The sequence below is a fragment of the Gracilibacillus thailandensis genome, from assembly GCF_010994055.1.
Classification (GTDB): domain Bacteria; phylum Bacillota; class Bacilli; order Bacillales; family Amphibacillaceae; genus Gracilibacillus; species Gracilibacillus lacisalsi.
Genome location: NZ_WJID01000090.1, coordinates 1 through 15115, shown reverse-complemented (window position 1 = coordinate 15115; position 15115 = coordinate 1). Strand labels below are relative to the sequence as shown.

Below are 15115 nucleotides of genomic sequence, written 5' to 3'. Positions count from 1 at the left end.
GCTTTCACCTCTCTCTGCATCACGATACATCTATTATACCATATTTTGTATGGTGGATAGGTCATTTCAGAAAAAAAAGAAAGCATACAAGCACTTGAATAGTCGAACAATCGAGATGGCAAGTGAGCCAGCTCTTGTCCGAAGGCAATTCATCTCCCACCTACTCCTTTTCATTCCTTGAGGTGGGAGTCTTCTCGCCTATTGCTGATAAAAAAGATAAACTCACTTGATAAAGAAGAATTAACCAACTGGATCAAACAATTTGAAGCTTGAATGGAGATAAAGAAATCTCCCATAGACTTACCACACTCTATGGGAAATACTGCATTCAAATATAATTATATTTTTAATTACAATATTTGTGAAAGAAATAACTTAGTCCGCTCATTTTTGGGATTATCAAACAATTCCTCTGGTGTACCTGTTTCTACAATCTCTCCTTCATCAAATAAAACAATTCGATCAGCCACTTCACGAGCAAATCCCATTTCATGTGTAACGCAAAGCATTGTCATCCCTGATTTCGCCAGTTCTTTCATTACATCGAGAACTTCTTTAATCATTTCAGGATCCAGTGCCGAAGTTGGCTCATCAAACAACATAATTTCTGGTTGCATCGCTAACGCTCTGGCTATTGCTACCCGTTGTTGTTGTCCACCTGATAATTGACCTGGATATTTATCCGCTTGTTCTGGGATTCCTACACGTTTTAAAAGTTCTAAAGCTAGTTTTTCTGCTTCTGCCTTAGGTTTTTTTCGCACCCATATCGGAGCAAGTGTTATATTTTTCATAATGGTCATATGAGGAAATAGATTAAATTGTTGAAATACCATACCTGTTTCTTTTCTAATCTTTTCAATATCTTTTACATCATGTGATAAGTTAATCCCATCAATAGTTATCTCTCCTTGTTGAATTTCTTCTAAACCATTGATTGTTCTTATAAACGTAGATTTCCCTGAACCTGAAGGTCCTAGAATTACTAGAACCTCCCCTTTTTTAACATCTAAAGTAACATCTTTTAGCACATGTAGTTTCCCAAACCATTTATTTACATTTGCGCATGAAATTAGATATTCATTTTGTTTTTCCGAAGTTTGAACAGATAACTGTTCCATCTAACCTACTCCTTTCTTCTTTAACGTTTTCCTACACCCAGATTTTTTTCTAACCTTTGACTTCCATATGACATCGAATAAGCAATCATCCAATAAATGACAGCTACATATAAATAAACTTCCATGATACTTCCCAAATAGTCTGGATTAGATTTTACTGACTGAGCGATACCTAATAGATCCATTAAACCGACTATCGTTACTAAAGAAGTATCTTTAAACATGGAGATACTTTGACCAACAATAGCAGGTATTACCGCACGTAATGCTTGTGGCATAATAATGAAATACATTGATTGTACTGGATTTAAACCTAATGCTCTCCCTGCTTCTCGTTGTCCATTTGGGATGGATTGCAAACCTTCCCGAACATTTTCAGCCATGTACGCTGCTGTGAATAAGGTTGCACCTATCATCGCACTTACCACATTATTAATGGTTAAACCTTGTGGCAAAAATAATGGAAACATGAAGATGGACATAAAGAATATCGTAATTAAGGGAACCCCTCTAATTGTTTCAATGTATATTACACAAAAGTACTTGATAATCGGTAGTTTACTAGTCCTTCCTAAAGCTAAAAGGATTCCAATCGGGATTGACCCAGCAATTGCAACGATAGATAGGATTAAAGTTAACAATAGCCCTCCCCAGACATTGGTAGACACTTTAGGTAAAACTCCATAACCGTTTATGATAAACAGAATAACCGGAAAGGATATGAACCAACCCAACAGAACGAATGCTTTTTGTTTTGGCAATTTTGGACCTACGAAGTATCCTCCTATTACACACACGATACAACCAACTAACCATAATTTTGAGTTAGTTGAGGTAAAGGGTACCAGGGTATGAATAACCATAACTATCACTAACACACTAGACAAATGTAAAATAGTACCTTTCCATACCCCTGCCGATAATCCAAATAACAAGGAGACAAATGCTAAACTCAACCAAACACGCCAAAGATATTCTAAAGGGTATTGACCCACCATGAATAATTTAAAATTATCTGTCACTACTACCCAATCAGCTTCCGTTAATAGCCAAGTGACTATACCTTTTGTAATAAAGTAAAGAACAAGTATTGAAACTAATGTCAAAATACTGTTATACCAGTTATTAAATAGGTTTTTTCTTAACCAAGTTCCCAGCCCCAGCTTCACTCTAGGAGGTGACGTAGGAGCTAGCTCAGTTTTCACTTCTGTATTTAAATCCACTAACAATCACCTCTCAACAATCTGCACTTTATTATTAAATACATTCATAAAAACCGAAGTAATAATACTCAATATTAAATAAACGGTAATCATAATGACAATCGATTGTATCGCTCTACCTGTTTGATTATTAATGGTTTCTGCAACATAAACCAAATCAGGATAACCGGCTGCAATCGCCAAGCTAGAATTTTTCGTAAGATTTAAGTATTGACTTGTCACAGGGGGGATAATAATACGAATAGCTTGTGGAAACACGACAAATCTCATCGAAGTAGAATATTTAAGTCCCAGTGCACTAGATGCTTCCATTTGACCTTTAGAAACAGACAAAATACCACCGCGAACGATTTCTGCTATATAAGTAGCTGTATAAATTGTTAAGGCTAGAAAAATAGCTAGGAAATTTTCCGAGATTATATAACCACCTTCAAAGTTGAAATTCCCTAAGACTGGTGACTCTATAGTAATTGGTGCTTGTTGTGTCAGGAGCCATGCCAATACTAAAGGAAAAACTAATCCAAGAAAACCCCATAACAATGGATACTGTTTTTTCCCTGATTTCACTTGAATATGAAGTCTGTACCTCCATACAATAACCGCTAGTAAAACACCAGATAGAAATAAAATTAACCATGTTGTACTACCAGTTGCAGTATGAAACCACGGAATTGCTGCTCCACGGTTGCTTAAGAAAATTGGTCCAATTTTAACACTTTCTTTCACATCTGGTAATGCTAAAAATACAGCAAAGTACCAAATTAATATTTGTACGAGTAAAGGTGTATTCCTAAATATTTCAATATAGATGGTTGCTAATTTTTGGACAAGCCAATTACTTGATAAACGACTTATACCAACAATTACACCTATGATAGTGGCAAAAACAATGCCAATGACTGATACTTTTATTGTATTTAAAATCCCTACTAATATAGCTTTCATATACGTATCTGTCGATTGGTACTCTATTATAGATTCACCAATATTAAATGAAGCCATGTTCTGCAAAAAATCAAAACCAAGGTTAATACCAAGTGCTTGCAAGCCATTTATGGCGTTATTAATCAGATAATACATAACACCAATCAACACTGCAACAAACAATAGTTGAAACAGAATAGGTATAACTCGATTATCTCTCCAAAAAGGCGTCGACATATTCGCATCCGAATTTTTCATCATTTCAATCACCTCTGATATAGTACATTTATTCACCGGGGATATTGATGAAAGACCTGCTCGGTAGTAGCAGGCCTTTCATCGAATTAATATCTCTGAATTTAGCGGAATGGAGGTGAATACAAAAGACCACCATTTGTCCAATTCTCATTTAAACCTCTCTCTAGATTAAAAATTGTATCTGGACCTAGGTGACGGTCATAAATTTCTCCATAGTTACCGACATGTTTAATAACTCGATAGCCAAAATCTTCTGATAGACCTAACATAGATCCTAAGTCACCTTCAAGCCCTAGTAATCGACGAATCACAGGGTCGTCACTATCCATGAATTCATCTACATTTTCAGAATTAATCCCCAGTTCTTCTGCTTCAATTGTTGCGAAGGTTATCCACTTGACGATATTGAACCACTGATCATCACCTTGTCTAACCGTAGGTCCCAATGGTTCCTTAGATAGAGCTTCATCAAGAATCGTGTGTGCTTCAGGATCACTTAGTGTTTCTAATCTTGACACAAGACCAGATTTATCTGTTGTCCATGCATCCACGCTTCCTTCTTCATATGCAGCGACTAAAGCATCATTATCATCAAAAGTTACTTGCTCATAGTCAATGTCCAATTTCCGAAATTGGTCAGCTAGGTTTAATTCAGTTGTTGTACCAGTTTCCACTCCAATACGGGCTCCTGCTAAATCTTCTAAGGTAGTAATTCCACTATCCGCTCGTACCATCATTCCTTGACCATCATAAAAGGTTGTCGGTCCAAAATGGGTACCTAAATCTGTATCCCTTGTAGTAGTCCATGTTGTATTACGAATTAATACATCCACCTCTCCAGTTTGTAGTGCAGTAAAGCGTTCATCAGCTGATAAAGGTCTTACTTCTATCGCTTCGGGGTCATCAAAAATTGCCGCTGCAATTGCTTTCCCAAAATCAATATCAAACCCTTCGATTTCGCCATCTTCATTGAGATAACCAAACCCCGGAAGCTGATTGTTTCCACCTAAGATTAAGTGACCTCTATCTTCTACAGCAGTTAATGTAGAGCGAGATGAGTTCTCTGATTCATGATCATCAGAACTTGTATCTGTTTCTTCTGTATTTGATTCATTTGTTGTTTCTGTCTCCTCTTCTGAACTAGCATCCTCTGGTGTGCAGCCGACAATAAATAGTACTAGACCTAAAATGACACAAGCAAAAAACAGCTTTAATGACTTTCTCTTCTTTAGCAAGGTAAATCCCCCTTATTTATTTTTAGCTCTATGTTAAAGAATAGAACTCAAAATGAAACAACACACACCAACCAATTAGCTATTGACCGCAACTAGATGATTCGCAATCGAACAATAAAATTAGTTAATATTTATTTCATTTTACTTATATCCACCTATTTCTTACATTAATCTGTCAGGTTATATAACGTTATTTTAATGAAACAAGGCTATATCGCTTATTTTGTTATATTTACTAACATAAAACCTTAGCACCTCTCTTCGTAAACTGTATCTAAGTAGATGGACAAACAAAAAGAGCCAATTGAAAAATTCAAATTGGCTCTAAATTAGAATATACTTTTTTATATTACACTATGAAATTGACCGTCACTACAAGAACATTATTTCGTTTTAACCGAAGAAGGAAAATAACGCTCTTTCAAACGAGTTGAAATAACCTCCAAGATAATAGCAATAATTAAAATTGCATATGTAATAAAACCAACTTCTCGTAAATCAAAATAGAAACCAGAAGCCATGAATAGTTCAAATCCGATACCACCTGCTCCGGCAGCTGCACCCATTGCCACTGCTACAGAAAAGTTTATCTCAAAACGTAAAAACGTCCAAGACAATAAATAAGTGAAAGTGGATGGCAGGACACCATTGATGACAATATGCCACCAACTAGATCCTGTTGCTCGTAATGCTTCGAGTATCCCCGGATTCACTTCCTCAAACGATTCAGAAAATGCTTTTACCAGATAAGCTACGGAGTGGAACAACATCCCCAGTACTGCTGCTTCACTTCCAAGACCAGCAGCAATAGCAAAAATTAATACCCATAGTACTGTTGGTACTGCACGAATAAACGCTACTACAACCCGAACAGTGTTGGATAGCCATGGTTTAGAGAGATTCTCTGCTGCCATTAAGGAAAGAAAGAAAGCAATTATCGCACCAAAAATCGTTGCTAACACACCTAAGCCAAGGGTTACTCCTACTTGATAAAACGCTTCGCCCCAGCTAAAATGACTTAATCCTGGTTCTAAAAACATAACTCGAATATTGTGGAGTGTCTCTGTAATCGCACGTTCTAACTGAAGTCCTGTATAATCAAAGAAGAAAAATGCTAATATCGTTAACGCAGTTAGCACCCATATCGTCCATTTCACGACTGAATCAATTTTATTCCCAGATTTAATATTAATTTGACCGTTTCTCTTACGCTTAATAAGAGCTGGATCGAGTTCTTTCACCATCTCCATTATAAGATCACCCTCCGTATTTTATTAGATACTAATTCAATGGCAATAACGGCGATAATAATGGTAAATGTAATGAGTGCAACTAGGTTATAATTCATATTTTTATAATAAAGGTCAAACATGTATCCAATACCGGTACCTGTCAAAATCCCCACCAATGTAGCACTACGAATATTAGTCTCAATCATAAACAAAATCCAGCTAAGCATCTGTGGAAGGCTTTGTGGGATGACAGCTTTACTAATCATATGGAAATAGGTTGCACCTGTCGCAGTTAGTGCTTCAACAGAACTTTGATTGGCTTCATCTACCGATTCAATAAATGCTCTAGTCAAGAAACCCACTGTTGCAACAAATAAAGCCAAAAATCCGGTAACAGAATTTTGCCCGAACGAGATCAACAAAATTAGTGACCATGCTACAACCGGAATATTTCTTGAAAACGAGGCGATAAATCTAGCGATAACACTAAATGTTTGATTCACTTTCGTAGTTTTTGATCCCATTATTGCTAGAAAGAGTGATACTATGCCCGCCAATGTTGTAGCGGCAATCGACATAAAAATGGTTTCCCCTAGTTTTTCCAATATCTGAGGTAGTTTTTCCAAAGACTCCTCGGTGATTAAGAGATTAGAGAATATCCAACTAAACGCAGCTGGTATAGTTGCAATGCTTTCGATTAAGTTAAACTTCGTTATGAAAGAAGATAAATAGGTGATCATAATGATGAGAATTAAAAAGATCGTTGTCTGCCATTTATTCTTGCGCATTTGCTTTGCGTCCATGTTACCTACTCCCTTAAACCGTTATTAATTCTCTTGATTCTATGCCATAAATATTCTCAATCTGCTCACCATAAAGAAGTTTGCTAGGACCATCAAACACAATTTCACCTTTTTTTAAGCCAATAATTCGACTAGCATATTCCTTTGCCACTTCCACTTGATGGAGGTTAACAATACAAGTAATCCCCATTTCTGTACTAATCGATTTCAAATAATCCATAATAACCTTGGAAGAATTTGGATCCAAGGAGGCAATCGGCTCATCACAAAGAATCAGTTTCGGCTCCTGAATAAGTGCACGACATATTCCGACACGCTGTTGCTGACCACCGCTTAATTGATCACAGCGCTTATATGCGTGCTCTGAAATCCCAAGCTTCTCTAGTAGATAAAAAGCCTGTTCCTTTTCTTGTTCAGTAAATCTTCCAAGTACCCCTTGGATCGTTGTTTTATAGCCAAACCGACCGTGCAGTACGTTTTCGATCACTGTTAAGCGTGGCACTAGATTATAATGCTGAAAAATCATTCCGATATTCGTACGCAACTTTCGTAATTCCTTTTTCTTCATTGCGCCTACATCTAATCCGTTAAAAATGACTTTCCCCTCATTTATTTCCACCAAGCGATTTATACAGCGAAGCAAGGTGGACTTTCCAGCACCTGAAGGACCAATAACCGATAAGAATTCCCCAGCTTCCACTTCAAAGTCCACATTCTTTAACACCTTGGTTTCCCCATCATAAAACTTACTTAGTCCTTCCACTTTAAGTAATGACATGGAACAAACTCCTTTATCGTTTTATTTAGAAAATACGGAGTATGCATTACTCATGCATACCCCTCTTGAGCTTTTTATTAATTTTGAGAAAGTTCACGAATTGGATTGAACCACTCGTCCTCTACCGGAACAAACCTTTCTTGATCTGATTTAGAGAATAATCCAGATGCATCAGAATCTTCTGGTACAAAGATATCCTCATTATTTGCCATTTCATCAGAGGCAAATACTTCTTGAATGAGATCATAATCTTCTTGTCCCAATGCATCCATATTAGCAACAAATGGTGCATTCAATACTGGCGTCACACTCATTAACATAAACTCACTACCAGTAACGGTATTAAATGGTTCTGCCGCGTCGTCTTTAACTCGATATACACTACCGACTGTATTTTCTTCACCTTCGGCAACTTCCACATAATTGTTTACACAAGAATCACAAAACGCTGCAACATCCGCACTATCATTCAATAGGTTGACAGCTGAACCTTGATGAGAACCGCCAAACAATACTTGTGAGAAAAGTGGTCCGCCCTCCATTAAATCTTCTTCTGTTAAATCCTTATCAGCGAAATGCCCTATTATCGTTGAAGAAGGTACCACAAACCCTGATGTTGAACTGTTAGAAACAAAAGAAAATCTTGTGTCTTCTAGAGTATCTAATGAAAACTCTCCATCCACTTTGAAGTCATCTTGATCTTCGACTTTAACTGCCAACCAACTGTGATACATGGCGTCATCTAAAGTACCGGACGGACCAGTAGATACAACAATCGGCTGGATAGCATCATTTTGATCACTTGCTTCGATATATCCTTGTGCCCCCATAAATGCTACGTCTGCATTATTATTAACAATCGTTTCAATCGCAATTGCATAATCAGTCGTTAAATGATGTTCTACTTCTTTGCCAGTTGCTTCAGCGATTTGATCACCAATTGCATCACGTGCTGTTTTTAAATCATTACCAGACTCATTTGGATACCAGACAATATCAATGACATCATCTGAACCTGTTTCCTCCCCTTCTGCACTTTCTGAACAAGCTGCTAACATTACGGTAACTACAAGGAACACTACACCAAGTAACCATTTCTTTTGCATGATATTTCCCTCCATGATTCATAAGTAGTTTTTTTCACTTAACTGAGAAGTATCTTCTACCTTAAGCTAGTCACATTAAATCATAAACCGTGGAAGTTTTGGACAAATTTACTATCTTTTCACATATAATTAAGATTGTTCACATTATCTAAACAAAGTATTTACAAGTTATATTCAACTACAAACAATAAGAAAAACCGACAAACCCCGCCGGTCCTTTATTACTTTAGTAGTAATGATGAAATATTTGAATAGCTTGACCACCGCTCCGGCTGCCCCCTTCCCTTTTCGTGGGGTTTACCCTTCAGCTAACTTTTTCGAGCCAAAACCGCTCGAAAAATTGGATCTTCAGGTAAAACAAGTCCCGCAGGAGTGGAAGTGGGCGCCTTCGCTTCATGCATGCGCTACAACATTTGTCAGACTGTACAACTTCGGTTATTATCCATAGGAAATCACTTACAAGGGTTATAAAGTCAATATGCTTTTTCTGTTATTCTTTGTAGAAATAAGTATAGCTAAGGGATAAACCGGTTATTTTTCAACTGGAATTAAACGATAAAGTTTTTTGGCTTTTAGATAGAAATAAATATACAGAATGATAGAGACAGGAAAGAAATACCATAGCAAACCTCGAAGTATTGCAAAAGGAGTTTCGAGAAGAAATAGTGTCCAAAATGAAAGGCCTTGCATTTCCCAGATTTCTTTATTCAGATACAAGTGCATAGGATTATATAATGCCTCTACGTTTATCACTTTGGTATAAATCAATACTAAAAATAATGGAAGATATCCAATTCCCGTCCTTAAGCATCTAGTAGAAAGCCTTTTATATTTACTTGCTCTTGATAGTTCATCTGAAAAAATATCTTCGTTACCGTTTTCATAAGCTTTTATAAAATATTGCTTTCCTGACGATTTATTACCCACTATATGCTTCCAGCCACTATCTTCAAATAAGGTACAGTAATCCATAAAATCTACCTGTTCATTAAAAATCCTATAATCTATTTTTATCGTTCGATCTTGTGGCTTGGTTTTTCTGAATTTATATCCGAAGCTAGTGTCTTCCAAGTGATATCCTTTTTGTAACATCTCTTCTAACCATTTTTCTTCCTTTTCCTGATCAATAAATATCCTGAATTTTCTCAATTTAAAACCTCCATTAATCAATTAGTAACTTATCAGTAAGGTCTATTAATTTCTGCATTCTTTGATAATCTAGTTTTAACACTTCTTTTCCTTTATCCGTAATGACATATATCTTTCGACGTTTATTGTCACTTTCGACTGACTTTATTAGCTTTTGTTTTGTTAAATTTTCGATAGCACCATAAAGTGTTCCTGCTGCAATAACAACATTTTGTTTACTTAGCTCTTCAACTCTTTTCATAATAAGATATCCATGTGCCGGTTTTAATAAAGATAATAGTATATAGTATGTTGTCTCCGTTAAAGGCAAATATTTCTCTCTATTCATGAGTAATCCTCCAATAAGTAACTAATTGAAAGTAATTATACAGTTTAACTGTATAGTTAAATTATATACAGTTAAACTGTATAAGTCAATCTTCCCAAATTTATCTTGTGCATTAAAAAAAGCAGTCCATCTTGAAATACAAATGAAATCAAAATGAAACTGCTTATCCAGATAAAATAATGTTTTAAATCTTATTTCTTCTTCTCCTGTGCTCCCCACCAAGAAATGTTTTTTAAACTTTTAATATTCTTATAGTGGAATGTAGGATCTGTTCCTTGTTTTCTCTGTTTCACATAGTCTTGCAGTACATCCATTGCGATTTTACTCAATAATAAAATTGCAATTAAGTTGACTACAGCCATCATTGCCATAAACAGATCGGCCATATCCCAAACAATCTGGATAGAGGCAAGTGAACCGAACATGACCATCCCTAAAACGACAACACGATAAACGTTAACCCATATTCCCTTTGGATTTAAGAAGCTGACATTCGTCTCACCATAATAATAGTTACCAATAACAGAACTAAAGGCAAAGAAGAAGATCGTAACCGCTAAGAAAATTGATGCCCATTCACCGACATGTGCACTTAAGGCAACCTGTGTCAACTGAATACCATCTTCCGGTGCTTGTTGAAAATTATCATAAAGAATGATAATAAAGGCTGTTAAACTACAAATAACAATCGTATCAAAGAATACTGCCAGTGATTGTACTAGTCCTTGTTTTACCGGGTGATTGACCCCTGCAGTTGCAGCTGCGTTAGGCGCACTACCCATACCACCTTCATTGGAAAATAGTCCGCGACGGATTCCATACATCATTGCTGCACCGGCACCACCACCGAACACTTCTTCTAATCCAAACGCATTTTTTATGATCAGCATAAACACGTCTGGAATAGCTGTAATATTGGTGAATACCACGTAAAGTCCAACAGCGATATATATTACTGCCATAATAGGTACAATCACTCCTGCAACAGAAGCAATACGTTTAATACCACCAAAAATAATTAACCCCGCTAATACAACGAGTATAATACCTGTCCATACTTTATCAATATTAAACGCTTGTTCTACTGCAGCGGAAATCGTATTGGCTTGTACAGCATTAAAAATAAAACCAAATGTAATGGTTATCAATATTGAGAATAGAATACCCATCCATTTCTGTCCTAATGCTTTTTCCATATAATAAGCTGGTCCGCCTCTAAAACCATCTTTATCTGGAACCTTATAAACTTGAGCAAGCGTACTTTCGATAAATGCAGTTGCCATACCAATTAAAGCAATTACCCACATCCAGAGCACAGCACCAGGTCCACCAATTGCAACGGCTAATGCTACACCAGCTAGGTTACCTGTCCCAACTCTTGACGCAATAGTAATACTGAATGCTTGGAAGGCATTGGTCCCTTTTTTACCACTTTGTTCAACTGCTTCTTCTGAAATAACTTTAAACATATCACCGAATAAACGGAATTGAACAAATTTAGATCGTAGGGTAAAGAATATACCTGCACCGATCAGTAAGTAGATTAATACATAATCCCAAAGAATCAGATTACCCCATTCGACTATTTTGGAAGCTATCCATTCTAGTTTGTCCATGATGTTCCACTCCTCTCCTATGAAAACTATCCCCCAAGTTACATAATATAATACACTTTCTCTAAAAAAACAAGTTAATCCCTTATCCATTGAATGGACAAGGGATATGTAGCTACTTTGAAACAGCTTTCTCTTTCATCAACCTGTTGGCAACAGACTCTGTAAATTCAATCGTTGTCTTTGGAACGACCGACTTTAATACACTATTAATCATTGGGGCCATCATGCCGCCAGCAGATATAGATAAACATCCGGTAACATTCGTTCTTTCAGTAGTTATTTTCTCTGCTTGAAAATACCCGCTTCCTTCTAAGTTTTCACTTATTCCCTCCAACTTAAACCTGACACTGGTTGGTGCCACCCATTCTATTATGTTTACTTTGAGCCCTATCTTCTTTTGCACCTTGCCAACGTCACCTTTAAAGTGCCAAGTTGATTGATGGTCATCAATAATCTTGTGATCAATATAGCCCGGGGCTAACGGTGCCCATCGGTTTATATCGCTGACAAATTCCCAAACCTTCTCAATCGGCAAATCCAACTGGACAAAATGTGTACCATTTGGCATTAAAATCCCTCCTCATCATTTCATATGTAGCACCTTGAACAATCATTCACATTTTTGTATTTAATTTATGTAAAAAGGTATATTCTTCCCTATGGAGTTATACACTACCAATAGCTTATTGCTAATCGGAGGATACTAGCATGTATAAGAAGCAGGAACACTGGTTAATTATTTTAGCTTTTTTTGTTGCATTTGTAATTGGTTTATCAATACTCGGACGTATTTTTTCAGGATGAGAGGGAGTAACTATGGAAAGTGAACAAGCTGTCTTTTACAGTCGACTATTAACTGAATTAACACTTTCATTCCACATTATATATGCAACGATTGGTGTAGGGATTCCTTTTCTTATATTTCTTGCGCAGTGGCTCGGCATAAAGAAACAGGATGAGCACTACATTCTATTAGCTAGAAGATGGACGAGAGGTTTCGTCATCACCGTTGCTGTTGGGGTCGTAACAGGGACCGCAATAGGTTTACAACTTAACTTGCTATGGCCTACCTTTATGGAGTTAGCAGGTCATGTAATAGCACTTCCTTTGTTCATGGAAACATTTGCCTTCTTCTTTGAGGCTATTTTTCTTGGGATATATTTATACACGTGGGACAGATTTCGTGATCAACGGAAGCATATGTTACTTTTAGTTCCTGTAGCAATAGGAGCTTCTTTTTCTGCCGTTTTTATTACGATGGTCAATGCCTTTATGAATGCACCACAAGGATTTGAATTAGCGAATGGTGAACTTATTAACGTTGAACCGCTTGTTGCCATGTTTAACCCAGCGATGCCTACTAAAGTTAGCCATGTTGTGGCAACAGCATATATGACGTCAGCATTTGTATTAGCGGCAATTGGCGCCTTTCGCCTATTAAGAGGCTCTAACCATATCTACCACAAAAAAGCTCTTTTACTGACACTGAAAGTTGGACTAGTATTCTCGATTGCTTCTGCTATTATCGGAGATTTTGCTGGTAAATACCTCGCAGAATATCAACCAGAAAAGTTAGCAGCAATGGAATGGCACTTTGAAACGGAAGAACAGGCATCACTTACATTGCTCGGATTTTTAGCCAATGGTGAAGAAATTAAATTCTCAATAGAGGTTCCTTATGCATTAAGTATTCTTGCTCATGGCGATCCAAATGCAGAAGTAATTGGTTTAGATCAGTTTGCGGAAGATGAAATCCCTCCGCTCTACATCCACTATTTATTTAACATTATGGTTATAATCGGTATGATTACGATGATAATCGCATTATTTTACATTGTTGGTAATGCCTTAAATAGAACATTTGTCAAGAACAGATTTTTTCTATGGCTGATCGTAAGTTCAGGACCATTATCCATGATAGCTATTGAAGCTGGATGGTGGTTAGCTGAAGTCGGCAGACAGCCATGGGTATTACGCGGCATCTTACGGACAGAAAATGCTGCTACGACAAGTAATCATGTTGATTTCATGCTTCTATTCTTTATTGGATTATATTTGGTACTCGGGTTAGCAAGTGTTATTGTCTTAACCCGAATGTTTAAAAATAATCCAGTAGAGCGGGAACTATTGGATCAACAAAGAAACGGAAGGTGAACTACATGTCCTATGAAATTATCGGTATTGTAGTACTCTGGCTATTTTTATTCGGATATATTATCGTGGCCTCGATCGACTTTGGAGCAGGGTTCTTTCATGCCTATAGTGTCTTAACTAATAAACATCACATTATAAGTAAAATTGTTCAACGCTACCTTTCACCAGTCTGGGAGGTTACCAATGTCTTTCTTGTCTTTTTCTTCGTTGGCATTGTAGGATTCTTTCCAAGTACAGCTTATTATTATGGAACCGTCTTATTAGTACCTGCCAGTTTATCACTCATTCTATTAGCAATTAGAGGTTCTTATTATGCTTTCACTACTTACGGCAAATTAAGAAGTAAGTTCTGGACATACTTATATGGTTTTTCCGGATTATTCATCCCTGCTTCACTTTCGATTGTATTAACCATTTCTGAAGGTGGGTTTGTTGAAGAAGATAATAACGAACTTTCCTTACAATATGCTACCTTGTTTGCGAGTCCGTTGACATGGAGTATTGTGATTTTAAGTTTAACTTCTGTACTTTATATTTCCGCTGTTTTTCTTACTTGGTATGCTAATAAGGCAAAGGATCAACCAGCAACAGATCTATTAAGAAAATACGCTTTAATATGGGCTGGTCCCGCTATTATAACGGCTACTGGGATTATCATTGAATTGCGAACCCATAATCCAGTTCATTTTCAAAGAATGCTTGATCTATGGTGGATGTTTGCCATTTCAGGAATATTGTTTATCACAACCGTCTATTTAATTTGGCAAAAAAGATCTTATGGTTTAGCTTTTTTCCTACTCACAGGTCAATTTTTTATTGCTTTCTATGCTTATGGAATCTCACATTATCCTTACTTGCTTTATCCATATTTAACAATAGATGAAGGTTTCACAAGTGAAGGAATGGCTATTGCCTTAATCATCGCTTTTATTGCAGGATTCTGCTTATTAATTCCTTCCTTATGGTTATTATTACGTCTATTTCTTTTCAACAAGGATTACGTAGAAGGGAAAATAAAGTGAGACATATTGTCACCAAAAAAAGGAGGACTCACATATGAATGAATTTCTATACTTTTATGCTCCCTTTATTATTTTAATCATCAGTATTATATTTACATTCTGGTTCGTTGCGAAAAACAACAAAATAAAGTAAGAAAAACCGGCAAACCCCGCCGGTCCTGTCCAAAGT

15 protein-coding genes are annotated in these 15115 nt (G+C 36.6%); 3 read left to right on the top strand and 12 right to left on the bottom strand.

Annotated features, from left to right (window positions below; translation table 11 throughout):
* Positions 1-350 precede the first annotated feature (350 nt).
* The 12 genes from GH715_RS19630 to GH715_RS19575 all read right to left on the bottom strand — a co-directional run bounded on the left by GH715_RS19630 (position 351) and on the right by GH715_RS19575 (position 12338).
* Positions 351-1118, bottom strand: coding sequence for an amino acid ABC transporter ATP-binding protein (locus tag GH715_RS19630; protein ID WP_153836932.1), 768 nt, complete (start codon positions 1116-1118; stop codon positions 351-353).
* Positions 1119-1138: 20 nt separating this feature from the next.
* Positions 1139-2341 (bottom strand): amino acid ABC transporter permease, encoded by a 1203-nt coding sequence (locus GH715_RS19625; protein WP_163578782.1) that lies wholly within the window; start codon positions 2339-2341, stop codon positions 1139-1141.
* Between the two features lie 6 nt (positions 2342-2347).
* Complete coding sequence (locus GH715_RS19620) at positions 2348-3523, bottom strand: amino acid ABC transporter permease (protein WP_153836945.1); 1176 nt, start codon at positions 3521-3523, stop codon at positions 2348-2350.
* A gap of 101 nt (positions 3524-3624) precedes the next feature.
* On the bottom strand, positions 3625-4758 hold the full coding sequence (locus tag GH715_RS19615) for an amino acid ABC transporter substrate-binding protein (RefSeq protein ID WP_153836934.1): 1134 nt from the start codon (positions 4756-4758) through the stop codon (positions 3625-3627).
* 383 nt (positions 4759-5141) lie between these two features.
* On the bottom strand, positions 5142-6008 hold the full coding sequence (locus GH715_RS19610) for an ABC transporter permease subunit (protein WP_153836935.1): 867 nt from the start codon (positions 6006-6008) through the stop codon (positions 5142-5144).
* Positions 6008-6793 (bottom strand): phosphonate ABC transporter, permease protein PhnE, encoded by a 786-nt coding sequence (gene phnE, locus GH715_RS19605; RefSeq protein ID WP_153836936.1) that lies wholly within the window; start codon positions 6791-6793, stop codon positions 6008-6010. The genes GH715_RS19610 and phnE overlap by 1 nt, the downstream gene beginning before the upstream one ends.
* Positions 6794-6806: 13 nt before the next feature.
* Positions 6807-7571, bottom strand: coding sequence for a phosphonate ABC transporter ATP-binding protein (gene phnC / locus GH715_RS19600; protein ID WP_153836937.1), 765 nt, complete (start codon positions 7569-7571; stop codon positions 6807-6809).
* A 77-nt stretch (positions 7572-7648) separates the two neighbouring features.
* Positions 7649-8677, bottom strand: coding sequence for a PhnD/SsuA/transferrin family substrate-binding protein (locus tag GH715_RS19595; RefSeq protein WP_153836938.1), 1029 nt, complete (start codon positions 8675-8677; stop codon positions 7649-7651).
* A 531-nt stretch (positions 8678-9208) separates the two neighbouring features.
* The gene (locus GH715_RS19590) at positions 9209-9826 is read right to left on the bottom strand and encodes a DUF2812 domain-containing protein (protein WP_153836939.1); all 618 of its coding nucleotides are present in this window, start codon (positions 9824-9826) and stop codon (positions 9209-9211) included.
* A 13-nt stretch (positions 9827-9839) separates the two neighbouring features.
* Positions 9840-10154, bottom strand: a complete 315-nt coding sequence (locus tag GH715_RS19585) for a PadR family transcriptional regulator (RefSeq protein ID WP_153836940.1) — start codon at positions 10152-10154, stop codon at positions 9840-9842.
* Positions 10155-10345: 191 nt separating this feature from the next.
* The gene (locus tag GH715_RS19580) at positions 10346-11770 is read right to left on the bottom strand and encodes an alanine/glycine:cation symporter family protein (protein WP_153836941.1); all 1425 of its coding nucleotides are present in this window, start codon (positions 11768-11770) and stop codon (positions 10346-10348) included.
* A gap of 112 nt (positions 11771-11882) precedes the next feature.
* On the bottom strand, positions 11883-12338 hold the full coding sequence (locus GH715_RS19575; protein WP_153836942.1) for an SRPBCC family protein: 456 nt from the start codon (positions 12336-12338) through the stop codon (positions 11883-11885).
* A 248-nt stretch (positions 12339-12586) separates the two neighbouring features.
* Between GH715_RS19575 and GH715_RS19570 the strand changes: the two genes are divergently transcribed.
* Genes GH715_RS19570 through cydS form a run of 3 tightly spaced genes read left to right on the top strand, consistent with a single transcriptional unit; the run spans position 12587 to position 15079 of the window.
* The gene (locus GH715_RS19570) at positions 12587-13924 is read left to right on the top strand and encodes a cytochrome ubiquinol oxidase subunit I (protein WP_153836943.1); all 1338 of its coding nucleotides are present in this window, start codon (positions 12587-12589) and stop codon (positions 13922-13924) included.
* A 5-nt stretch (positions 13925-13929) separates the two neighbouring features.
* Entirely contained in the window at positions 13930-14946 is a 1017-nt protein-coding gene (locus tag GH715_RS19565; RefSeq protein WP_153836944.1) for a cytochrome d ubiquinol oxidase subunit II, read from the top strand.
* A 34-nt stretch (positions 14947-14980) separates the two neighbouring features.
* Positions 14981-15079: a cytochrome bd oxidase small subunit CydS family protein gene (gene cydS, locus GH715_RS21980; RefSeq protein ID WP_390308485.1), complete on the top strand. Its 99-nt coding sequence runs from the start codon at positions 14981-14983 to the stop codon at positions 15077-15079.
* Positions 15080-15115 lie beyond the last annotated feature (36 nt).

Bases quoted from the DNA above. Each gene is read 5' to 3' on its own strand.
- GH715_RS19630 (WP_153836932.1), bottom strand. From the start codon at position 1,118: ATGGAACAGTTATCTGTTCAAACTTCGGAAAAACAAAATGAATATCTA.
- GH715_RS19620 (WP_153836945.1), bottom strand. From the start codon at position 3,523: ATGAAAAATTCGGATGCGAATATGTCGACGCCTTTTTGGAGAGATAAT.
- GH715_RS19610 (WP_153836935.1), bottom strand. From the start codon at position 6,008: ATGGAGATGGTGAAAGAACTCGATCCAGCTCTTATTAAGCGTAAGAGA.
- phnE (WP_153836936.1), bottom strand. From the start codon at position 6,793: ATGGACGCAAAGCAAATGCGCAAGAATAAATGGCAGACAACGATCTTT.
- phnC (WP_153836937.1), bottom strand. From the start codon at position 7,571: ATGTCATTACTTAAAGTGGAAGGACTAAGTAAGTTTTATGATGGGGAA.
- GH715_RS19595 (WP_153836938.1), bottom strand. From the start codon at position 8,677: ATGCAAAAGAAATGGTTACTTGGTGTAGTGTTCCTTGTAGTTACCGTA.
- GH715_RS19585 (WP_153836940.1), bottom strand. From the start codon at position 10,154: ATGAATAGAGAGAAATATTTGCCTTTAACGGAGACAACATACTATATA.
- GH715_RS19580 (WP_153836941.1), bottom strand. From the start codon at position 11,770: ATGGACAAACTAGAATGGATAGCTTCCAAAATAGTCGAATGGGGTAAT.
- GH715_RS19575 (WP_153836942.1), bottom strand. From the start codon at position 12,338: ATGCCAAATGGTACACATTTTGTCCAGTTGGATTTGCCGATTGAGAAG.
- GH715_RS19570 (WP_153836943.1), top strand. From the start codon at position 12,587: ATGGAAAGTGAACAAGCTGTCTTTTACAGTCGACTATTAACTGAATTA.
- GH715_RS19565 (WP_153836944.1), top strand. From the start codon at position 13,930: ATGTCCTATGAAATTATCGGTATTGTAGTACTCTGGCTATTTTTATTC.
- cydS (WP_390308485.1), top strand. From the start codon at position 14,981: ATGAATGAATTTCTATACTTTTATGCTCCCTTTATTATTTTAATCATC.